Origin of the sequence: Haemophilus sp. CCUG 60358 (assembly GCF_001679485.1) — a bacterium.
In the GTDB taxonomy this organism is placed as follows: Bacteria; Pseudomonadota; Gammaproteobacteria; order Enterobacterales; family Pasteurellaceae; genus Haemophilus_D.
In genome coordinates, this window is record NZ_LZOZ01000017.1 from 107,286 (window position 1) to 130,641 (window position 23,356).

A 23,356-nucleotide genomic window follows, 5' to 3' on the forward strand; every position below is an offset into this window, starting at 1 on the left:
AGATTTTCCGTCTAAAAGTTAAGACAATTTGACAAGTATCATACGCTAATCTGCTTATAATTTCTCTCGAAATTTGTACTAAATTTAAGGAGAAAAACAATGTTTGCAGATTGGAAAAATGATGTAGCACACGTTAAAAAATCATTCGGTGCATTAGGTAAAAAATACCCAAAAATGTTACAAGCTTACGGCGCATTAGGTGCGGCTGCAGCAGAAGGTAACGTATTAGATGCCAAAACCCGTGAATTAATTGCATTAGCGGTTGCCGTAACAACTCGTTGTGAAAGCTGCATTGGCGTGCATGCTGATGAAGCTGTGAAAGCAGGTGCAACTGAAGAAGAAGTGGCAGCAGCATTAGCGATGTCTATCGCATTAAATGCAGGTGCAGCTTACACCTATTCTCTTCGTGCATTAGAAGCTTACAACGCACAAAAAGGCGAATAATTCGCAAGGAACTTTATGATTCTTTTAGCCCTCATTTGAGGGCTTTTTTTTATCTCTAAAATTGACCGCACTTTAAAATAAATTCAAAGCTCTCATCTGAGCCACCACTTGCTCTACCTGAATTTCAGCCATTAAATTTTTACCTTTTAATTTGGTCGCCCAAGGTAATTCGCTTGAAGGTTCTCCTTGTTCTTTTTGCACATTTTCTTCATATACCGATACCACATTATCCAGATTATGATAAGGTGCGGTGCGCAATGGGTTGTGATAAGCATACAATCCAATCACTGGCGTACCTTGAGTAGTGGCGATATGAGCGGGCCCAGAATCAGGCGAGATGACTAAATTTGCTTGATGAATTAATGCAGCAAGTTGTTTCAAACTGGTTTTTCCTGAAGCATCAACCGGCTGAAAATTACAAAGTGCGGTAATTTTTTTCACCATTTCTAATTCGCGTTTTGCCGGCGAGCTGCAAAAAATTACATTCACATTATGTTGATGAGCAATATTTGCCACTTCCGCATAACGCTCCACCAACCAATCTTTCTCGGCTTTACTGGAGCAAGGAGAAATAATCAGATTTTTGCGCATTGGATCAATAAACTGTTTGGCATATTCTCGATCTGCATCAGAGATCGCCAATTGCCAAGAAAGCATTTCCGCCGGTGGCACGCCTAGATAATCTGCAAAAGCCATGAAACCATCTAGCACATGAGGCGTTTCAGGATCTTGAACTCGACGATTCACAAACAACCACTGTCCTTCTCGAGAACGTTTTTTGCCAAACCCAATTTTATATTTCGCTTGAATACCAAGAGAGATAATCGAAGCACGAAATGCCGTCTGCATATTCAAAAGCGCATCAAATTGATTGTTTTTCAAAAACATCCATAAATTCCACACGCCTTTCCAACCGCTCTTTTTATCATAAGGGACAAGTTCCACGCCTTCAATGCCAGAAAGCAAGCCCATTTCTGTTTTCCCCACAATCCACGTTAATTTGGTTTGCGGCCAATACTGTTGAATATGCTGCACCACAGCAAGTGCATGACAAACATCACCCACAGCAGATAAACGCAAAATACAAAGTGATTTAGGGGGAGAGGTAAAAAGTGGAGAATGGGACATTTGAGTTCCTCGCGCATTTAATTTCCGTCTATTTTAAAGTAGAATGAGGGCATTTTCTATTATTCGGTTCAACTAAAATGCTTGAATTCCAACAAGATAATCAATTCTTTCTTTTTAATCTCACGGAAAAACCAACAGAGCCAGCTTCATTTTTTGAATCGGCTTTTTGGGAAAAACAACAACGTATTACCGGTTCAGCCAAAGGACGTGGTACAACCTACTTCCTCAATACAAAAGATCTGTTTGGTGTAAACACTGCCCTTCGTCACTATTATCGCGGTGGTTTATGGGGGAAATTCAACAAAGATCGCTATCGTTTTCAATCATTTACTGAAACACGCAGCGTGGCAGAATTTCATCTGTTAAATCAACTCCATCAAGCGGGTGTAGCCGTACCCAAACCAATTGCTGCGAGTGTTAAAAAAGGCAAATTAGGTATTTGCTACCAAGCAGATATCTTGATTGAAAAGATCGAAAACGCCCAAGATCTGACCGCACTTTTACAAACCCAACAATTGCCGAATGATGTCTGGCAAGCCATCGGTAAATTAATTCGTCAGTTACATGATTTGCAAATTTGCCATACGGATCTCAACGCTCACAATATTCTCGTTCAACAACTCGGAAATGAACAAAAATGTTGGCTTATTGATTTCGATAAGTGCGGTCAAAAATCAGGAGATTCTTGGAAACAAGACAACTTAGAAAGATTACACCGCTCTTTTATCAAAGAAGTCGGCAGAATGAATATTCAATTCAATGAAGAAAATTGGACTGAATTGTTGAAAGGTTATAACGCCTAAAACGCATTAGAGAAAGGCAATAAAAAAGACCGCCTAATGCGATCTCAATAAATGGTCCCCCTTGCCGGACTTGAACCAGCGACCAAGCGATTATGAGTCGCCTGCTCTAACCGACTGAGCTAAAGGGGGAAAGTGCGGTTGATTATAGAGAAATAATCCTTTGAAGTCTATATACAAAAGGATGGTCGTTGGAAAATTGACCATCCTTTTTTAGATTCATTATTGCAATACCGAAATATCCGCCACTTGTAAGAACAAGCCTTGCAACGTGTTTAAAATCGCTAAGCGGTTTTGGCGTAATGCTGGATCTTCAGCATTTACCATTACGTTATCAAAGAAGCTGTCTACTGGCGCGCGTAAGTTCGCTAATTTATCTAATACTGCGGTGTAATCGCCTTGTGCGATAAGCGGTTGTACTTCAGTGCGTAATGCCAGTACGGCTTCAGCAAGGGCTTTTTCTGCTGGCTCGACACAAGCAGTCAAATTGATCTCGCCAATTGCTGCATCCGCTTTTGCTAAGATGTTGCTTACACGTTTGTTTGCTGCTGCTAACGCTTCCGCTGAATCTAAAGTACGGAAGTGTGAAACCGCACGCACGCGCGCATCAAAATCAGCAGGACGAGTTGGACGACGCGCCAATACCGCTTGAATCACATCTACCGCAATGCCTTCATCTTGATACCATGCACGGAAACGACCTAGCATGAAGTCCACCACATCAGCAACCACGTTTTGATTTGTGAGTTTATCACCGAAAAGTGCAGCTGATTTTTTCACTAAATCTTCTAAATCAAGTGGTAAGTTTTTCTCAACGATAATACGTAACGCGCCTAATGCCGCACGACGCAATGCAAATGGGTCTGCGCTACCTTTTGGGGCTTGACCAATGCCGAAGATACCCGTTAAGGTGTCAAATTTATCGGCTAAAGCGACCGCACTTGCAACGAGTGATTTTGGTAATTCATCACCGGCAAAGCGTGGCATATATTGCTCATTTAATGCGACTGCGACTTCTTCATCTTCACCGTCATGACGAGCGTAGTGCATACCCATTACACCTTGTGTATCGGTGAATTCGAATACCATGTTGGTCATCAAGTCACATTTTGAAAGTAAACCTGCACGTTTTGCTTTTGCTTCGTCTGCGCCAATTTGTTTTGCAATTTCGCCTGCAAGTTGCTCAATGCGGTCAGTTTTATCTTTCAATGTACCCAGTTGTTGTTGGAACAACACGGTATCTAAGCGTGGTAAACGCTCAACCAGTTTTTGTTTTAAGTCCGTTTTGAAGAAGAATTCCGCATCGGTTAAACGTGGGCGAACCACTTTTTCGTTACCTTCGATAATCGCGGTTGGATCTTCTGGGTTAATGTTCGATACGAAAATAAAGTGCGGTAATAATTTGCCGTCTTTGTCATAAATCGGGAAATATTTTTGGTCGCCTTTCATGGTGTAAACCAAAGCTTCCGCAGGCACCGCTAAGAAGCGTTCTTCAAATTTTGCCGCTAAAACGTTTGGATATTCCACCAATGAAGTCACTTCTTCAAGCAGGCTTTCTTCAATATCAGCCACGCCGCCAAGTGCGGTCGCTTTTGCTTGAGATTTTGCCAAAATTTCGGCTTTACGCTCATTGAAGTCCGCTACCACAGAACCTTTTTCACGCAATAATTGTGGATATTGGTCTGCATGTTGAATTTCAAATTCTTTCTCGCCTAAGAAACGGTGACCGCGAATGGTACGAGCGCTTGCTACACCTAAAATTTCGCCTTCGATTAACTCATCACCTAACAACATAGTTACCGTGTGAACTGGACGGATAAATTGCACAGTTTTATCTGCCCAACGCATTGGTTTTGGAATTGGCAATTTCGCCAACGCATTTACCACAATATCGTTTAGCAAGTTTTTGGTCGGTTGACCTTCAATTTTTGCACGATGAACTAACCATTCGCCTTTATCAGTTGCAATGCGTTCTGCTTGTTCCACAGTAATACCACAACCACGCGCCCAGCCTTCTGCCGCTTTAGTTGGTTTACCTTCCGCATCAAACGCAGCTGATACTGCAGGTCCGCGTTTTTCAATTTCTTTGCTTGGCTGTTGTGTGGCTAAGTTCAACACCTTTACCGCCAAACGACGTGGCGCCGCAAACCATTCGATTTTTTCGAAGGTTAAGCCCGCTTGGTTTAATTCCGCTTCAACATTATCCGCAAAAGAGGTCGCTAATGTTTTGAGAGCTTTTGGTGGCAGCTCTTCCGTGCCGATTTCTACTAGGAAGTTTTGGGTTGTCATTTTGTTTCTCTAAATTTATTAAATACAAAAAATTTGTTGTAACCAAATTTTATCGTTTTCTGATTCTAAGCTATAAGGTCCATGAATTGATGATATGCAACCACCCAAATCTACTTTCTTCTCTTTAAATTTTGGTAAATTAGCATCTATGCTATCAGTTACTGCAATCCAATCAACATATATCCTATGTTCTTTATGGCAAATATCTTTTACTATACCAAGAGCAAGAATTCTCATATCCTTAGCTCCTTTCCCACATAATCTTTTAACAGCTATGCGATCATCAACTTTTATGCAAGAAAATGAACTTAATTGTCGAGATATTGAGTTACCTCCTTTAAATTCATCAGGATTTACATCTTCTTTATTTAAATCCCAACAATACCAATATCCTCGTTTAAGGAATACCTCAAGCGCATCTTCAGAACCACCCCAAGTAGCCCCAACTAACCAATAATTCATCATCTGCTCCTAATTTGTCTTATTTTCTTCGTTATCACTTCTGCCAAATCTCCCCTACCCCCTCTTTGCTAAAGAGGGGATTGGATCTTTGCAGAATTAAATACCTATATTCTACTTTAACGTTTTTTGAAAGCAGGTAATTTAATCTTTATTGAAATTAAAATGTAAATGAGTCAGTTACTATCAACTTACTCAAGAAATCCCCCTCTTTAGTAAAGAGGGGTAGGGGAGATTTGGCAGAAGCTAATCCAACCTCATACTCAATCAGCCCTTACATTCTCTAAAAATAAATAAATTTGCTCGACTACCGCTTCAATTTCACACATGACTTCATCATTGCTAAATCGCATCACCGTAAAACCAAGTGAATTTAATTCTGCATCTCGCAATGCGTCTTTTTCCTGATAATCAGGTTCATAGTGCTGACTACCGTCCAATTCGATAATCAACTTTGCTTTTGCACAATAAAAATCAACGATATAACTTAAAAGTGGCTTTTGTCGATTAAATCGAAAACTTAATAATTGATCTCGATTGATGCGTTGCCATAGCTTTCTTTCCGCATCCGTTTGATCCACTCGCAATTTTTGCGAATTCTCTTTTAAGTACTTTTCATAGGGTTGCATGAACGCTATTTCTTACCATTCTCAATCCCTTCACTCAACACCTTTTGAAACTGCTCGTAATCACAAAAGCCATGTTCATCTTTTTCACAGCCCTTGAGGGTTAATGCCGTTTGGTTTGGTGGTGTCGCTAAACTTAGTGGCGTGATGTTAATCAGCTGATCGGTGGTTTGATACACATAATCCAACTTAAATTTGAGCTTACCACTGGGTTTGTGTTTCCACACTTCAAATAGTAACTTGCCACCGATTGGGATATTTTCCAATGAATCATCTAATTCATAAGGTTCAACACCTAGTGCTGCAAGCAGAGCAACAATATTAGAATCGTGTCCAACCAATAAGTTAATTTTGTTTTCACTATTTAGCTGTTGCTGAATAAATGCCAATAGCGGGTATGATGCATTTTGTGCTAACGCTTCGTTATTTTTAAATAACGTGCGGTAATATTCGTTTTTAATTTCGTTAATTGCACGCCATTTTTCTTGGCTATCCACACGGCCGTTTGCAATTTCTGAATCAGGTTTGCCCACATAATGTGCGAGCAATAATGCACTGACAATTTTCTTTCCTTTGCTGATAGAGCCAGTAATTTTGACTGACTTGCCGTCTTTAATACTGTATTCACCGACGTTCCCACCTAAATCGCATTCGCCTTTTTGTAAGCAATTTGGTGAGTTTTTGTAATCAATGATTTCACTCAATAGTGCATAATTTGGCGCTAATTTTTGCTGTAAAGCGGTTAAATCAACGTTATTTTTTGCAGATTCAATCAAGGCTTTGCTTGGATTATGCGCTTGCGTTTTAAAAATTGGATCTTTTTCTGAACCAATTTCACCACGATGTTGTAATTGCACATTACATCCAGCAAAAGCACCTGCCACAATCGCTTGCCCCGTTGCTACTGTGCGTTGTACTGCATTCGCATAAGCGAAAATACCTTCACCCGATGCACAACGATCTGTTGTTAATAAGCCTTTATCCGCAAGCCATTGCCCTAAATATTGGCCGAAATAGGTTTCTAGCACCGTCCCTTTTGCAGTGAGATAGCCAGATGGTACATTCCATTTTGCCCATTCATAAGGGGAATATTTCGCCATTTCTTGCGGATCTTTTTCCACTGGTGAACGCAATCCGTGTCGGCTGAAAATCAATACTTTCTCTAATTCATAATCAGAACTTGAGGAAGTTTGACCATTTTCTGTTGCAAACGCACTACTTGCTAAAGCTGAGCCAAGCAAAAGTGCGGTGAATTTTAGGGTTATTTTTTTCATATTCGAGACCTAATCATTTAATGTTGAAATTGAGCTATAAAAATTCAAGGCATATTTGGTGCCGTAAACTAACACCATAAATACTGCAACAATATTGACTACCGCAAAAAAGATTAGTTGTTTACTGTTGCTCTCCACCCAGAGCATTTTAAATAATGCGAGCGTACCAATATTTTCATCAAGTTCGCTCTCTCCGCTTAGTGTTCTTAAGGTTTTCAGCATCTTGCGTACAAAAGCGACAGTATTTATTGCCATGACGCTGAGTGCAATAAATCCTGAAGCCAAACTTAAAAACAGCACGAGCACATTACTCCACGCCCAATGTGTCCAATCCAGCTCAGAATACATAAATAACGCGAGTGATAAAAACAACACAGCGGGTGTTAAATTTCGCAAAAACATTAAATAGTCATCACCAATTCTAAATAAAAATTGCAAAAAACTGACTTTCTTCATTACTTACGAATTTTCCAACTTTTCTTGGTTTTCATTAAACGCACTTTGCCGTCTTTGGAGACATAGCCGCCTTTGACTACCTCTAAAATCGTGTTTTCAGGCAAATCAGAAGCAAACACTTCAACCTGTTGCTTATCTTCCGAAAGAATGCCATAAACCGCTTGAGTTTTATTGGCGGGATCGTCTAACTTAATTTCCGCTACATCAAACACTTGTACGCAAGCTTTTTTCAAATAAGAATAAGACTGACCCGCACTGGGTAAGCAACCGTGAGCATCGGTTTCCCCGCCCACGGTTGGTATTTCAGCTTGCGGTTGTGCATTGCTACAAGCGGTCAAAATCATCGCTGAAGTTGCAAAGGCTAACGCTTTTTTCATCATTTTAGAAAAATCTCTTTTAATTTGGATTCATCTAAAATAACACGATCATCATCTAACAATAATGCCGGAAAGCCTGCATAGCCTTGCGCTTTGGCATTATCAAATGCTGGGTGACGATCACGCAAACGCAACCATTGTTTCAAATTTGGAATAGAAGATAAGACTTCCACAGCCTCATAATCCACGCCTAGGCGTTTTAATTCCGCCACAAATGGCGCTGTATCAGGGCAATCTGCCGCATAATAGAGAATGGGTTTCATTATTCACCTCCTTGTTCTGCTGCCGCAGTTGGGTTTAATGTCGGTTCGCCAATTTTTGTCAAACGGTTACGATCACGATGTTCAAATGGTGCATCATAATTTGGGATAATCATGGTTGTGGTTTGATCATATGACCAAGTGCCATCATCATGGAATTTCACCGTCATTTCAAAACTTTCCGTGGTAAATGAACGTTCTAAAAACGGATTCGAAATGATGCCGTTTGTTAATGAACCGCGTACCGCTTTTACCGTAAACTCTTTCGCATCCGCCGGTGCATTACCGACTGCAATAAACGCTTGACCGCGTGGAATGCTACCCGTTAACAAAATATTGCCAGTTTCAGGTTCCCATAACCAGTAACCGACTTGATCATGGAAGGTTTCTACCTCGCCCGGTTGTACAATATGAGCGTGATAACGCAATCCATAATAGAGTTGCGGACCATTAGTTTGACCATCTGTCGGATGGGCTTCATAACGCTCGATATAAGGATCTTTTTCTGGTCCTTCCGCTTTCGGGTTGATATCTACACCACGCTTACCTTCCCAAACACCCGCTAATCTAGCCAATGGACCTAAATTCGCAAGCGTATTCGGATCAGTTTCTGCTTCCGTGTAGATATCGTCTGGATATTGAAAATCTTTCATCATTTTCTCCTTATATCGTTGTGTTAATGCTTAAAGTGCGGTTGTTTTTCGCCTTATTTTTTACAGCCAGGGAAACCTAAGGCTTCACGGCTTGCATAATAGGCTTCAGCCACACCTTTAGTTAATGCACGAATCCGTAAAATATAGCGTTGACGTTCTGTGACCGAAATCGCCTTACGTGCATCTAACAAGTTGAAGCTGTGTGCAGCTTTTAAAATGCGCTCGTAAGCCGGTAATGGTAACGGACGTTCTAATTCCAATAAGCTTTTCGCTTCTTTTTCGTATTGATCGAAGCAGTAGAATAAGAAATCAGTATCGGCGTATTCAAAGTTGTAAGTTGATTGCTCGACTTCGTTTTGGTGGAATACATCACCGTAAGTGGTTTTGCCAAGCGGGCCATCAGACCAAACTAAGTCATACACAGAATCCACGCCTTGGATGTACATCGCTAAACGCTCTAAACCGTAAGTTACTTCACCTGTTACCGGTTTACATTCTAAGCCACCCACTTGTTGGAAATAGGTAAACTGGGTGACTTCCATACCATTTAACCACACTTCCCAGCCTAACCCCCAAGCCCCTAAGGTTGGGTTTTCCCAGTTATCTTCCACGAAACGGATGTCGTTTTGCGTTGGATCAAAACCGAGCATTTCAAGGGAGCCTAAATAGAGTTCTTGAATGTTGTCTGGAGACGGTTTAATCACCACTTGGAATTGATAGTAATGTTGTAAACGGTTCGGGTTTTCGCCATAGCGACCATCGGTTGGACGACGTGAAGGTTGCACATAAGCAAATGCCATCGGCTCTGGGCCTAACGCGCGTAATGCAGTCATTGGGTGAGAAGTCCCTGCGCCCACTTCCATATCAAAAGGTTGCACAACGGTACAGCCTTGATTTGCCCAATATTCTTGCAAGGCTAAAATCATGCCTTGGAATGTTTTTACGTTGAATTTTGTACTCATAATTTTTTTAATAACAATGTGATGAAAAATACAGGCATTATACTTGAAACTATAAGGCGGATAAAGGCGAAAAAGTGCGGTCAGAAAATCTTGGATCTTATATAACACCAAATTTTTCTGTTATTGACTAAAGTTAATCTAACCAAATTTAAAAGGGATTTACCAAAAAATAATGAGAATAAAAAATGAGAGCCTCTTTATTCTGATATATCTCTATGCTAAATAAAGAAAACTCTCATTTTGATCATGGATGTTTAATTAAAGCCTACCAACGATACCCTAATTTCACCCCAATTGTTCTCTGTTTACTTAATTGTGAACCTTGAGATTGAGCTGCATATACCGACATGTGGAAATGCAAGATCTCCCCACTTAAACCCAATTCTTTTTGCCAATAACGCCCGAACTGTTGTTGTAAAGTCGCCTGATTGACTTTAGTTTGCACGCGCGCATTTGAAGCATCGACATAATTTACCGAGAAATACGGTTTAATTGTCACATCTTGAGCTGGTGTAAAGGTGTAATCTACTTTAATCCCTGTAGTATAGCTATTAAATGCTATTTTCGGTGTCTGGATATTCACACCTTCGTATTGGTAATTTTCGCCTTCAACAAAATGGCGATTTACACCAAGATAAGGCTGAACACCTAATTCTCCTAAACGGAACTGATAGTTCGCATTAAGGCCATAACTCATCACACGACGATGAATTTTTTGGCTTTGTTCACCTGAAATTTTACTTGAACTCACCCCATAACCGGCGTTAACACCCAATTGCCAATCATGCCATTGATATTGTGCAAACGCTGACACCATCGTGAGATCCATCTGATTAGAGATCTGCTCATCAAAGGTATTATTAGCACGACCATGTGAGAAAATTGCCCCAATCCGTCCATTCTCAACTTTTTTCTTAACACCAATTTGGCGTAAATTCATATTTTGTTGATAAGCACGGAAATCATCTGAATCATAACGTTTTTTATCTTGCGTAATATTCGTCCATACCGAAAGATCGGAATCCGAAACCAAAACTCTATCAAGCTCATGTTGAACCGAAAGCATGCTATTTACCGTTGCAGACAATTCAGAGAGAGCACTATTTGAATAACGACTAATAAGCTCTTTTTGCTTGCGAGCTTCTTCAGCCTTGCGTGCTTCTTCAGCTTTACGAGCCTCTTCAGCTTTGCGTGCCTCTTCAGCCTTACGAGCTTCTTCAGCCTTGCGTGATTCTTCAGCCTTGCGAGCTTCTTCAGCTTTGCGTGCCTCTTCAGTCTTACGAGCTTCTTCCGCTTTGCGTGCTTCTTCAGCCTTACGTGCCTCTTCAGCCTTGCGAGCTTCTTCTGCTTTGCGAGCTTCTTCAGCCTTACGGGCTTCTTCCGCTTTGCGTGCCTCTTCAGCCTTACGAGCTTCTTCGGCTTTGCGTGCCTCTTCCGCTTTACGGGCTTCTTCTGCTTTGCGAGCTTCTTCAGCCTTACGAGCCTCTTCAGCTTTGCGTGCTTCTTCAGCCTTACGAGCCTCTTCAGCCTTACGAGCCTCTTCAGCTTTGCGAGCCTCTTCAGCTTTGCGAGCTTCTTCAGCCTTACGAGCCTCTTCAGCTTTACGTGCTTCTTCCGCTTTACGTGCTTCTTCGGCTTTACGAGCCTCTTCAGCTTTACGAGCTTCTTCGGCTTTGCGTTGTTTTTCCGCTAGACGTTTGGCTTCTTCCGCTTTATGTTGCTCTTCCGCTTTATGTTGCTCTTCCGCTTTATGTTGCTCTTCGGCTAGGCGTTTCGCTTCTGCCGCTTTTTGTAGTTCAGCCTCTTTCATTGGGCTATAAAGGCGGTATTGATTGCCGTCTTTGACTAATTCATAACGCCATGTCCCTGCATCCACATAATTATCTGCGAGAGTAACATTAAGCCCAGAAGATGGCATTTGCTTCAGTGTCATCAGAGTCAGGTGTTCTAAAGCGGTTGGTTCTGCACCTGTATTATGCACTTTTAATTTAAAATCACCTTGCGCTTGGCCATTAACTTCTAACTTATCACCTAAATATTGGTGTAAATAAGTACGATAATTAAAAATACCGTTACCATTTAAATTGCCGCTGATCGTTAACGTATTAAATTGGCTATTGTTCGCTTGAGTAACAAAATCTGGATTCAGCGTAATTTCACTATTATTGAGTGCCAAACTACCTAAAGTAGTACTTGCAGGCATTGTCCAATTTGCATTTTCTAAATTAACCGTTGTGCTTTCTGTCCCACTAATTTGATGTGAAAAACGACTATTTGCTAAATTAAACTGAGCAGAATCTGATAATGTTACATTGCCAATTAACCGAGCATTATTCACAGTGGCATTCGCCTGATTAACAAGGTTTAACGAACCAGTTTGGGTTGCATTATGGCTTAATATAAATTGACTATTCTGCGCTAAACTCACGTTACCGATTAAATCAACTAAGCCAGATGCTACCGCACTTGCTGAGTTCATTAGATGCACGTTACCATTGACTTTTGTTCTTGGTAATGAATCGATTGTTTTCTGTTCTGTTAGATTTTCTGATTTACATTCTGTTAAGCCAGTCCAATCTGAACGGATACACACCAAATTCTCTTGATTTGGTGTCACACCAAAAGTGACTTTAGCATTATTGCTTAATTGCCAATTACCATTAATTGCAGAAACATTGCGAGAAACGACCGCTTGTCCGTTCTGAATTTGGAAATTCTCAGCTGTAAAAGTGCGGTTAATCCAATCATCATCAATGATCACCTCTCCTCGGGTTGAACCTTCCATTTTGGCATGATTTTGATTTAAATGATTGTAAGCATGAGGCGTTGGACGACCGCTAAAAACTAACGTACCGCCATTTTGCGTGATATTGCCGTTTAAATTTGTCCCCCCAGAAAGCAACAAATGATTTTCTGCATTAACTGGTTGATAATTCACATTTAAACGACCATTTGTTTTGGCTTTATCTTGCTCACCAAACCAACCGTTAAATGCGATATATTTTTTATTGGTTAATTGTTTTGCATCACTATTAACAGTGGCATTTCCTGTAATGGTAATATTGGCTGCCTGAGTTTCATTACGGTTAACCAACATCGCACCTTCATCGATATTTTGAATACGCTCGAAGGTTAATGAATGTCCGTTAAGATCTAAACGCCCACCACGGAAACCAAAATAAATGTTGTTTGGATCCACTTGGTTTTCGCTATTCAGTTTAACTGTTGCTCTCCCGCTAACGATCCCGACTTCTTTAAAGGCTTGCTTTTGACCCGCATCATCTGCTTGTTGATCTAATACAACAAGACCATTACCCACACTCAGGCTTCCTAAGTTTTTCCCTTTACCATTAACAAGTAAGGTTCCCAGCCCAATTTTGGATAAGCGATCGCCTTCCGGATTATGTACTTGCCATTCAACCGTACTTTCTTCTCCAACAGAGACACCAGCGCCTTGCCAAGTCACGGTGTTATCACTTGGTTTAACGGAAAAATCCCCTTCAAAATATAAGCCACCAGCTCCCTGATTTACCGTATTTTCGATAGTCAGTGTACCTTTTCCCATATCCCCTAAGTAGATATTTTTACCATGATGTAATGCTGGCGACCATGGATTCGGCCCTTTATAAGTTGGAGCTTCATCACCATTATTTCCGCCACGAGAATCAAATGGTAAAGCGCTATTATACAAACCAATGGTTTGGGAACGTCTGCCATTTTGCGTAATGGTGCCATTTCCATCTTGAGTTGTTTTTAATGTGTAATTTGCGTTATTTAAAAAGAATCTGGCAGCAAGATCTTGCTCAAGAACCTCTTCAAGATAATCTTGGCGTGCAATTTGATATCCATTGCCCACCGCAGCATAAGGATGCCCTTCACGTAACACACCGTTTAATAGCCATTTTCCCTGTTCCTTATCATAAATAAAGAAAGGAGAGCCACTATCACCTTGAGCGCCTGCAATTGGCAATGGACCATATTCATTAGGGGTTTGCACTCTGCCATTTAAATAGAGATGACCATCTCCCGTGCCGCCATCCATAAAGGTATTACCACCAGTAAGCCAAGCACCGCCATAGGCCAAGTCTGCGTTTGTATTATTGTTATCATCTTTCCAATATTGGTGACCACTACCGACACGAACACGCATTGGATATTTTTTCAAATCGGTATAAACCTTCCCATTCATGCGAGAAACCATTTCAATAGGCGCAACTTCAGTGACAAATTTAGCAAGTCTTGGATGTTGATAGTCTGTCATATAACGGTGCGTACTATCATTTTTATAGTTATAACGTTTGACGACTTTATATTTAAAATTGTGCTGATCGGGATTATGTCCTGTCATCCCAAAATCAACATCTTGATAACCTACATTATGTGCAACACTGATTAAGGTTTGATCACCGACCAATGTCGCATATCCACCTTTTGCTAGAGAAGATAAATCAGGCATAGGTACACCTTTCATCATTGTACCTATCATTTCCCCTTTTTTATTGTAGATATCAATATCTTGAGCACCAACTGTGAACTTCCCTTTATTCTCAGCAAAATCACGATAGTATTGGTAGTTGATACCAAAATAAGTATGTCCTGCCGATGCTTGCGAAGCTATCCCTAATGAAACGCAAGCGGTTAAAAAGTTAAGACGAAATGCAATTTTTTTCATAAAAATTACCTAAAAAGACCTCATAATTAAAATAATGAAACATAAAAGTGCGGTTATTTTCTGAAGGGATTTTAATCAAACCATTAAAAGGCACAGAAGAATATAAAGGCAGGATTTATGCTATAAATAATGGCTTAAAACGTAAATTTTAAGCCATTAGGATTTTTTAAACTGATTCCTCGTGAATTATACTTGAAACTACAAAGTAGATAAAGACGAAAAAGTGCGGCCAGAAAAATCCTTAATTTTTTTATTTCTCTTAAATTTCATTCATTTTGATGATGAGTTATTTTCATCGCCAGAAGTTTGCGCGCCAAGCCTCAAATGTGTAAACTGCTGGCGCTTTTATACAGACTTTTATCCTAGGGATTTTAAAATGAAAAAAAATGTGATTACTTCAGCGATTTTATTAGCGATTCCGGCATTAGCGGCGGCTGAAGACGTGGCAAAATTAGATGTGATTAACGTCTATTCTGCCTCAGCTACCCCAACGAGCCTTCATCAAACGGCTTCTTCTGTTACCGTTTTAACCGAAAAAGATTTCGCACAACGTAGTGCGACTTATGTCAGTGATGTGTTGAAAACCGTACCGAGTTTAGCTGTTAGCGCATCGGGCGGTCGTGGCACATTAACTAATGTATTCTTACGTGGTGCGGATGCAAACCACACTGCAGTGATTATTGATGGCGTAAAAGTAAACCCTGTTTCTGGCTATGGCTTTGATTTTGGTGGATTAGCATTAAGCAATATCGACCGCATCGAAGTCTTACGCGGCGAGCAATCTGCCCTTTGGGGAAGTGACGCCATGGGTGGTGTGATTTATATCACCACGAAGAAAGGCTTAGAAAAAGGTAAAACCTTCAACGTTGATTACGATTTCGGCACAGGCTCTAACCGCACAGTAGATGGTTCATTAACCCTTTCAGGCTCAAATAACGGTTTCTATTACGCTTTACACGGTGATAGCCACCACACCAAAGGCATTTCGGCACTCAGCAAAAACCGCTTTAACTACACCGCACAAGATGGCACAGCGGTAAGTACCGGTGGCTCAAGCGAACGCGATAAATTCCACCGTGATAATGCCTCTCTTCGTTTCGGCTATGACGATAACCAAAAAGGTTTTGATTTCTTAACCTCCCATAGCAGCCAAACTGCTAACTTTGATAACAGCGCAACGGATGAAAAAGGTCATTACACCCGCACACGTGACACCTTGTTCAAATTAAGTGGTTTCTTAGGTAATGACGATGAATTGCTTAAACACAAAGTTGGGGTAAGCCATCTCACAACTGACAGCGATACTGTTGGCTACACATCGGCTTACGATGCAAAAAAACTCAATGCGAACTATCAATTAGACGTCAATTTCGATCGTGAAGGCTCTCTCACACAAGGTTTAAGTTTCTTAACTGACTATCAAAAAACAGATTTTAACTCGTCTTATTTCAATAATGCAGGCAATAAAAAACTTATTGAGAAAAGCTTAGCGGCAGAATATCGCTTATTGCACGATGCAGATCATAGTTTAAATATTAGTGGTCGTTACACTGACAGCTCTGAATACGAAAACTCATGGACTGGCCGTATCGCTGGCGCTTACCGTTTACACAATAATGTGAAAGCACACGCAAGTTTTGGTTCTGCGATTCAAAACCCGACAATCACTGAATATTACGGTTACAACGCGCGCTATATCGGCAACCCTAATTTACAACCAGAGAAAAGTTTAGGTGGCGATGTTGGTTTCTTATTTGAAACCAATGATGGTCGTCACAGCTTTGATGTGACTTATTTCGCTCGCAACGTGAAAAACGCGATTAGCAGTGAAGTAATCAACTTTACCACTTATGCAAGCCGTGCCGTAAACCTTGAAGGTAAGAGCAAAGTGAAAGGTGTTGAAGTAGCTTATAACGGTAAAGTTACCGATGCATTAACTGCTTATGCTAACTACACCTACACGCAAACCCGAGACAGCAAAGGCGCTGAATTGGCACGTCGTCCAAAACATTTGGCGAACGCGGGCTTAGCATACCAAATCACTGAAAAATTGGGTGCAGATGTAAATGTATCTTACACAGGCAAACGCATGGATACCTACTACTCACCAACTTACAGCACACATAAAGTGAAATTGCCATCTTACACCTTGGCAAACTTAGGCGTGAACTATAAAGTAGCGGATAGCTTGACGATTTATGCGAACCTTAACAACGTATTCAATAAAAAATACGAAAACGTACTAGGCTATGGTCAAGAAGGACGTAATATTTACGTTGGGTTAAAAGGATCGTTCTAATTATTACCCACTAATAAGGGCGTGCTTAGCACGCCTTTTTACATTCTTGATGGCGTAGCGTATCATTATCTATATGCAAAAAACTCGCTTAATTTTAACCGCACTTTTCCTTCCGTTTACCGCTCAGGCTTCGGAACAATTTGTCTCGCTTACGCTTTGCAGTGACAGACTGCTTATCGAACTGGCTGAGCCTTCGCAAATTGCTGCTCAATCGCCTTATTCGAAAAAACCGTTGATGATGTTGGATAAAATCAATACCGACAAACCTGTACTGGAGCCGCAATTAACGGAATTATTGCCCTATTTGGATAAAACTATTCTGATTAATGAAACCTTTTATCCACAATTAGTCGCGGAGCTGAAAAAACTCGGTGTGAAGATTATCCCGATTAACGACAGCCCACAAACGCCAGATGAATTGTTTACGCTGATTCTAGACTTAGGCAAACAACTGGGTAATGAGCAAAAGGCGGCTGATTTAGTAATAAAACTCAAATCACAAAACTTTCACTTAAATCGACCGCTTACTGATACACTGGTTTTGTCAGAAACTGGTGTGGTAGAAAGTTATTATCCGCAATATCCCGTGCTGTTAAGTTTACTCGGATTAACACCGTTAAAAACACCACTTACCGCACAAAATTTCTCGTTAGAAAAAGTGATTTTAAGCCAACCGAATGTGCTCATTTCACTGACTGACAAACAAGGTTACAATGCACAAGCTGAATTACTGCACCACCCTATGTTGCAAGATTTTTTCAAAAATCAACCGCTTGTCAGCATCCCGATGAAATATACCTATTGCTTTGATCATGGCGTGTGGCAAGGGGCGGAGAAGATTTATCAACAGTTAAAATAATGTAGCTGACAAATCTCCCCTACCCCCTCTTTGCTAAAGAGGGGAATTTCATTATTAAATTAACCCTAGATGACATATTTATATGTCTTTATGTATAAATGATTAGAATAAACCATCAGAATTATAAATCCCGACACTATAATCCCACCCACTCTACTAAAGAGAGGTATTGCATGATTAGATTAACCCAAAATAATGTGTTTACAGCTTTTATGTATAAATGATTAAAATAAAACATCAGAATTATAAATCTTGACACTATAATCCCCTCTTTAGCAAAGAGGGGTTAGGGGAGATTTGACAAAATCAAATTAACAAATGATATTTGGATTACATAGGAAATTGATCATTGACCAAAACACTCAAATTAAATACCGCACTTTTCTTCGCGCTGCTGTTGATTAGCGGCTTTGCGGTTTATCATCAGCTAGGTGACTTTGCCCATCTCAAAAATGCTGATGGTGTGCTCACCGATATGCGTTCGATGGTGCTGTGGGATATTCGTTTTCCGCGCATTGGTTTAGCTTTATTGACGGGTGCCAGCCTGGCGATTGCCGGCAATGCGATGCAAGGTATTTTCCAAAATCCACTAGCGAGTCCGGGCTTACTCGGCAGTAGCGCTGGTGCAACGGCTGCTAGTGTATTTATCCTTTATTATTTTGCCGTGCCATTTTCACTGCTCTTAGCTGGAGGTGTAATTGGCGCGCTTTTAAGTTTTTTAATCGTGTATTTGATCGCTAAAAACTACGGCACCACAATGATGATTCTAAGCGGCTTAGCGGTAAATATGTTACTTGGGTCAGCAATTGCATTACTGCTTTCCAACGCGGAAAGCCCATGGGCATTAGCTGAACTTTATCGATGGCTACAAGGCTCATTGATGTGGGCGAAATTAGATACTTTGCTCATTTCTCTCCCGATTGTTCTTACGGGGATTTTCTGTTTATACCACACTCGCCGATACTTAGATTTACTTACCTTTGGTGAAGAAACAGCGAGCACAATGGGCGTAGATCCCAAACGTAGCTTTTTTATCAGCACCTTTGGTGTCGCTTTATTAGTCGGTGCTACCATTCCACAAACCGGTACCATTGGCTTTATCGGCTTAATCGCGCCACACTTCGCCCGTATTTTACTGAAAGCTCGCCCATCACAGCTTTACCTTACCAGCGCATTAATTGGGGCATTATTGCTATTACTGGCCGATTTAGCGATTTTATATATCCCACTGTTTTCCCATATTTACATCGGAACATTGACCGCACTTATCGGTGCGCCTTGCTTGATTTGGATGTTATTAACGCAACAGAGAAAAATCTATGATTAAAATTGAAAAACTCACCCAATCCTATTGCTTAAATGACATCAACTGTACGCTTCCATCAGGTAAATTGATCGGCATTATGGGTGCTAATGGTGCGGGAAAATCCACGTTATTAAAAACCATTGCGGGTATCTTGCCCCTCAAACAAGGGGAGGTTTGGTTTGATGATCAGCTATTAAGCAAAATGAATGCTCCCGAAAAAAGCCAATACATTGCTTATCTTGCACAAAATACGCAAATTCATTGGGATTTATCCGTTTATGATGTGATAGCCCTAGGCTTAGCTACGCCCTTGCCAAAAGAAAAAGAGCGGTCAAAAATTCAAGTATTTTCAGAAAAATTTGCGGTAACGCATTTACTCGATAAGCCATTTCAACAACTTTCTGGTGGCGAAAAAGCACGTGTACAACTTGCTCGTTGCAGTATTAAAGAATCCCCCGTTTTATTGGTCGATGAGCCGATTGCGCCACTCGACCCTTATTATCAAATTGATATGATGGAACAGCTTAAATCACTTACACCACAACATACATGCATCGTCGCAATTCATCACCTTTCATTGGCTTATCAATTTTGTGATGAAATTGTTCTATTAGATAAAGGAAAATTGCTGGCAGTCGGTGAAACGCAAGCCGTATTAAATGCGGAGAATCTGGCGAAAGCCTTTCATATTCGAGCTGAAATTGATCCACTGAAAAAGACTATCTCAAAAATTGAAAAGCAATAAAATAAAAGCACTTAGCGATTTACTAAGTGCTTTTTTATAGAAATGAATTATGGCTAGATTTCTGAATCTACGAAGAAATAAGCAATTTCTCGTTTTGCGCTTTCAACACTATCAGAACCATGAACGGAATTTTCACGCTGACTTAACGCGAAGTCTTTGCGGATAGTGCCTTCTGCTGCCTCAGCGGGATTCGTTGCACCAATCAAAGTGCGGTAATCTTTTACGGCATTTTCTTTTTCCAATACAGAAACCACCATCGGACCAGAGAGCATATACTCCACCAACGGTTCAAAAAACGGTTTACCTTGGTGTTCCGCATAGAAACCTTCCACTTGTTCTTTGGTTAATTGCACCATTTTAAGCGCAACGACACAGAATCCTTGAGATTCAAAACGCCCTAAAATAGCACCAATTAAATGACGCTTTACTGCATCAGGTTTAATAATTGAAAAAGTACGTTCTACCATAAAATCCTACTTAACTTGCTTTCGTTACTAATAAATTTGCTAAAGTTTTCACACCAATTCCGGTTGCGCCAACCGCCCATAAATCACTACCTGATTTACGATAAGTGGCCGAACAATCAATATGTAACCAACGTTGTTGATAGTTTTTCACAAAATACGATAAAAATGCCGTTGCAGTACTTGCGCCCGCGACAACCGGCGCTGTACCTGTATTGGCAATATCCGCAAAAGAAGAAGTGATTTGGCTACGATGGAACGCTTCAAAAGGCAACCGCCAGAATGGTTCATTTTCTTCTTTCGCAGCTTGGAATAGGCTATTTACTAACGCATCATCCATAGAAAGTACGCTGTGGTAATCATTACCCACTGCCACTTTCGCCGCACCGGTTAAGGTTGCACAATCGACAATAAATTGTGGATTTTGGCTATCAGCTTCAATTAAACCGTCTGCTAATACTAAACGGCCTTCTGCATCAGTATTTAGAATTTCAGCGGTTACACCATTTTTATATGTGATGATATCACCCAATTTAAACGCATTATCACTCACCAAGTTTTCTGCACAGCATAGATAGAGTTTTACACGTTGATTTAAACCGTGCGCAATCGCAAATCCTAATGCTCCCGTTAATAACGCAGCGCCCCCCATATCGGTACGCATAGTACTCATACCATCACTTGGTTTGATGCTATAACCACCACTATCAAAAGTAATACCTTTACCGACTAAACACGCTAATACTGGCGCATTTGGATTATTAGTCGGGTTAAAATCTAATTGCAACATAGCGGGTGGATTAATAGAACCACGCCCCACCGTAAAGCTCCCGTGATAGCCTTGATCTTTTAATGCTTCACCAGAAATGATTTGAAAACTGACCGCACTTTTATCGGCATAATTTTCGGCTTGTTTAGAAATAAATTCAGCCGAACGTTCTGCTAATTTAACCGGAGTAAGGGTTTGTGCCGGTTCATTAATAATTTCACGTACAAAATCGCCACATTCAATACGGGCCAATAATTCATCTTGTGGCTCATCATCTAAATGAGGAAATTCAATCGAATAATCTTGCTTCGCCGAGTAAAAACCTTGATAAAATGCCCAGCAATTTTCTAATTCCCATTCATCCCCCACAAGCTCAACGTCTTTAATACCTTGTCCACGTAACTTACGTGCGGCTTTTTGAACTAAAACAAGATTCGATTTTTCATCATCTTTAAGATGAATAACGGCTTGATCTTGATTAAAACTTAAAATGGCATTTTTGCCCCAACTCTCCGAAGCGGGAGTAGTTGATAATGTAATTTGCATGTGGTTATTCTCCTTTATTTATCTATTATTCTCTAGGTACCATTTTACCGTCTGACGAAGTCCTTGTTCAAAGGTTATTTGCGGTCGCCAACCTAATTCTGCATGAATTTTAGAACAATCCAATGAATATCGCACATCATGACCAGGTCGGTCTTTTACAAAAGTAATTAAATCTTCGTAATACTCAATGTGATTAGGCTTATTTGGCACCAGTTCTTCAAGTAACTCACAAATCATTTGAACCACTTCAAGGTTCGTTTTTTCACAATTTCCACCGATATTATAGTTTTCCCCGACTCGACCTTTGGTTAAAACTAAATATAAGGCTTGAACATGATCTTCCACAAATAACCAATCACGAATCTGCTGCCCATCACCATAAATTGGCAAATTCTTTCCCATCACAGCATTTGAAATCATTAAAGGAATAAGCTTTTCAGCGTGTTGATAAGCCCCATAGTTATTGGAACTGTTTGTGATAATCACCGGCAAACCATAAGTGCGATGCCAAGCGTGCACCAAATGATCACTCGCTGCTTTTGAGGCTGAATAAGGACTACTCGGATGATAAGGAGACTGTTCAGTAAAGGCAGGATCAGAAAGGGATAAATCCCCATACACTTCATCTGTAGAAATGTGGTGAAATCGAAAGGTCGTTTTTTTAGCTTCGTCTAGGGTATGCCAATAATTCTTAGCAACCTCTAACAACGTATAAGTACCAACAATATTGGTTTGAATAAAATCAGCTGCTCCAGAAATAGAACGATCGACATGACTTTCTGCCGCCAAATGCATCACTGCATCAGGCTGATATTTCTCGAAAACGCTTTCTATCGCCTTAAGATCACAAATATCAATTTGCTCAAAAGCATAGCGAGGATTATTTTCTACCTCTTTCAACGCTGATTGATTTGCCGCATAGGTCAGTTTATCAATATTGATCACATAATCTTGAGTCTGATTAATGATATACCGAATAAGGGCGGAACCGATGAAGCCGGAACCGCCAGTGATGAGGATATTCATATCTTATGGAAAAACAACCCTCAAATAAGGAACTCTTTTTATAACTAATACTACACTTAGGCATAAAAAGTAGGTCAAGAAAGCCCCAGCAAAGCGCCAATAAACATTATCAGCTGTAATTTGTAGAAAATACAATTCATAAGACATCGCTAGCTTATGAATTAAATAAATCCCCAAGCTACATGATGATAGAACAGCAAGAAAGTTTGTGATCTTAACAGATTCGACATTTTTTCCTATTTCTTTAACTAGAACAAATACTGCCAAAGCTAATAATACAGAATGAAATTGTATATAACCAAACAGAAACTTATCAATCTTCCCTTGCTCTAAAGAATAATAATAGGTCCCAGCATATCTAATAAATGCAGATATCAGGCCAAGTAAATAAATTATAATCCTTTGCTTTCTAGATAACTCGATTGTAGAAAAAAGGTAACCTAAAATTAGAAATAATACATATCCAGCCACAGGAAATGATAATGAATTATTATATTTAATACCTAAGGATAGAAAGAGTAATGGCAAACAAGAATGAGTAACAAATAAAAAAATAGCCATATACCATAAAATGTTCCTGTTATCCTTTAGCAGAGATAATACCGGTATAAAACAATACAATGATATCAGGGGGATAAAGAACCAATAGATATCACCATGGTATATCCTTGTTGTAATAATAGCACTTAAAACTTCATTAATATTCTTATATGTGAACTTACCCACTAACCACGAGTGGAATAGTAAAATAATACTCCATATAATAAAGGGGACTATTGCTCTAAAAACTCTCTTTTTAAAGAAATCCTGAGTTGAATATTTATTTCGATATCCAAATAATGTAGCACCTGTTAGCATAAAAAAATAGGCACTGCCCAATAGAATAACACTTCAAACATCAATGATTGTTTCCATGCAAATGTATTTACATTAAAATTATGA

Annotated in this window: 21 protein-coding genes and 1 tRNA gene; 6 read left to right on the forward strand and 16 right to left on the reverse strand. The window is 40.1% G+C overall.

Going from position 1 to position 23,356, the window contains the following annotated elements; genetic code table 11:
• Positions 1-99 precede the first annotated feature (99 nt).
• Positions 100-444, forward strand: coding sequence for a carboxymuconolactone decarboxylase family protein (locus tag A9500_RS08340; protein WP_005698020.1), 345 nt, complete (start codon positions 100-102; stop codon positions 442-444).
• A 72-nt stretch (positions 445-516) separates the two neighbouring features.
• Here A9500_RS08340 and A9500_RS08345 read toward each other — a convergent pair whose 3' ends face one another.
• Positions 517-1,572: a glycosyltransferase family 9 protein gene (locus tag A9500_RS08345; RefSeq protein ID WP_065244572.1), complete on the reverse strand. Its 1,056-nt coding sequence runs from the start codon at positions 1,570-1,572 to the stop codon at positions 517-519.
• A gap of 77 nt (positions 1,573-1,649) precedes the next feature.
• Here A9500_RS08345 and A9500_RS08350 point away from each other — a divergent pair, with 77 nt between their 5' ends.
• The gene (locus tag A9500_RS08350) at positions 1,650-2,375 is read left to right on the forward strand and encodes a 3-deoxy-D-manno-octulosonic acid kinase (RefSeq protein ID WP_065244573.1); all 726 of its coding nucleotides are present in this window, start codon (positions 1,650-1,652) and stop codon (positions 2,373-2,375) included.
• 52 nt (positions 2,376-2,427) lie between these two features.
• Here the strand turns inward: A9500_RS08350 and A9500_RS08355 are convergent.
• The 11 genes from A9500_RS08355 to A9500_RS08405 form a co-directional block, all read right to left on the reverse strand.
• A tRNA-Ile gene (locus tag A9500_RS08355) sits at positions 2,428-2,504 on the reverse strand.
• A gap of 90 nt (positions 2,505-2,594) precedes the next feature.
• Positions 2,595-4,661, reverse strand: a complete 2,067-nt coding sequence (glyS, locus tag A9500_RS08360) for a glycine--tRNA ligase subunit beta (RefSeq protein WP_065244574.1) — start codon at positions 4,659-4,661, stop codon at positions 2,595-2,597.
• Positions 4,662-4,679: 18 nt separating this feature from the next.
• Entirely contained in the window at positions 4,680-5,123 is a 444-nt protein-coding gene (locus tag A9500_RS08365) for a hypothetical protein (RefSeq protein WP_065244575.1), read from the reverse strand.
• Between the two features lie 260 nt (positions 5,124-5,383).
• On the reverse strand, positions 5,384-5,749 hold the full coding sequence (locus A9500_RS08370; protein ID WP_007523755.1) for an endonuclease domain-containing protein: 366 nt from the start codon (positions 5,747-5,749) through the stop codon (positions 5,384-5,386).
• A gap of 5 nt (positions 5,750-5,754) precedes the next feature.
• Positions 5,755-7,020: a histidine-type phosphatase gene (locus A9500_RS08375; protein WP_065244576.1), complete on the reverse strand. Its 1,266-nt coding sequence runs from the start codon at positions 7,018-7,020 to the stop codon at positions 5,755-5,757.
• A 9-nt stretch (positions 7,021-7,029) separates the two neighbouring features.
• Positions 7,030-7,476, reverse strand: a complete 447-nt coding sequence (locus A9500_RS08380; RefSeq protein WP_065244577.1) for a hypothetical protein — start codon at positions 7,474-7,476, stop codon at positions 7,030-7,032.
• Entirely contained in the window at positions 7,476-7,856 is a 381-nt protein-coding gene (locus A9500_RS08385) for a hypothetical protein (RefSeq protein WP_007523747.1), read from the reverse strand. Before A9500_RS08385 ends, A9500_RS08380 begins: the two co-directional genes overlap by 1 nt.
• Entirely contained in the window at positions 7,853-8,116 is a 264-nt protein-coding gene (locus A9500_RS08390; RefSeq protein WP_007523739.1) for a hypothetical protein, read from the reverse strand. The genes A9500_RS08385 and A9500_RS08390 overlap by 4 nt, the downstream gene beginning before the upstream one ends.
• Positions 8,116-8,766, reverse strand: a complete 651-nt coding sequence (locus A9500_RS08395) for an FABP family protein (protein WP_007523757.1) — start codon at positions 8,764-8,766, stop codon at positions 8,116-8,118. Before A9500_RS08395 ends, A9500_RS08390 begins: the two co-directional genes overlap by 1 nt.
• A gap of 53 nt (positions 8,767-8,819) precedes the next feature.
• Positions 8,820-9,728 (reverse strand): glycine--tRNA ligase subunit alpha, encoded by a 909-nt coding sequence (glyQ, locus tag A9500_RS08400; protein WP_005695296.1) that lies wholly within the window; start codon positions 9,726-9,728, stop codon positions 8,820-8,822.
• A 265-nt stretch (positions 9,729-9,993) separates the two neighbouring features.
• Positions 9,994-14,400: a S6 family peptidase gene (locus tag A9500_RS08405; protein WP_065244578.1), complete on the reverse strand. Its 4,407-nt coding sequence runs from the start codon at positions 14,398-14,400 to the stop codon at positions 9,994-9,996.
• Between the two features lie 376 nt (positions 14,401-14,776).
• On the opposite strand from A9500_RS08405, the gene A9500_RS08410 reads away from it, so the two are divergent.
• From A9500_RS08410 to A9500_RS08425, 4 genes are all read left to right on the forward strand, one after another.
• Positions 14,777-16,699 carry a TonB-dependent siderophore receptor gene (locus A9500_RS08410; protein WP_065244579.1) on the forward strand — a complete coding sequence of 641 codons (1,923 nt, stop codon included), beginning with the start codon at positions 14,777-14,779 and terminating at the stop codon, positions 16,697-16,699.
• Positions 16,700-16,772: 73 nt separating this feature from the next.
• Positions 16,773-17,558, forward strand: a complete 786-nt coding sequence (locus A9500_RS08415) for a helical backbone metal receptor (protein WP_065244580.1) — start codon at positions 16,773-16,775, stop codon at positions 17,556-17,558.
• A gap of 349 nt (positions 17,559-17,907) precedes the next feature.
• A complete protein-coding gene (locus tag A9500_RS08420) occupies positions 17,908-18,885 on the forward strand; it encodes an iron ABC transporter permease (RefSeq protein ID WP_065244581.1) in 978 nt (325 codons plus the stop codon).
• Positions 18,878-19,609 carry an ABC transporter ATP-binding protein gene (locus tag A9500_RS08425; RefSeq protein WP_065244582.1) on the forward strand — a complete coding sequence of 244 codons (732 nt, stop codon included), beginning with the start codon at positions 18,878-18,880 and terminating at the stop codon, positions 19,607-19,609. The genes A9500_RS08420 and A9500_RS08425 overlap by 8 nt, the downstream gene beginning before the upstream one ends.
• A 53-nt stretch (positions 19,610-19,662) precedes the next feature.
• On the opposite strand, the gene ndk is transcribed toward A9500_RS08425, so the two are convergent.
• The 4 genes from ndk to A9500_RS08445 are packed head-to-tail and all read right to left on the reverse strand — an operon-like array spanning position 19,663 to position 23,272.
• Positions 19,663-20,076, reverse strand: coding sequence for a nucleoside-diphosphate kinase (ndk, locus tag A9500_RS08430; RefSeq protein ID WP_065244583.1), 414 nt, complete (start codon positions 20,074-20,076; stop codon positions 19,663-19,665).
• Between the two features lie 10 nt (positions 20,077-20,086).
• A complete protein-coding gene (gene pepB / locus A9500_RS08435; protein WP_065244584.1) occupies positions 20,087-21,388 on the reverse strand; it encodes an aminopeptidase PepB in 1,302 nt (433 codons plus the stop codon).
• Between the two features lie 18 nt (positions 21,389-21,406).
• On the reverse strand, positions 21,407-22,414 hold the full coding sequence (gene rfbB, locus A9500_RS08440; protein ID WP_065244585.1) for a dTDP-glucose 4,6-dehydratase: 1,008 nt from the start codon (positions 22,412-22,414) through the stop codon (positions 21,407-21,409).
• Positions 22,415-22,417: 3 nt separating this feature from the next.
• Positions 22,418-23,272, reverse strand: a complete 855-nt coding sequence (locus tag A9500_RS08445; protein ID WP_257005707.1) for an acyltransferase — start codon at positions 23,270-23,272, stop codon at positions 22,418-22,420.
• Positions 23,273-23,356: the final 84 nt, after the last annotated feature.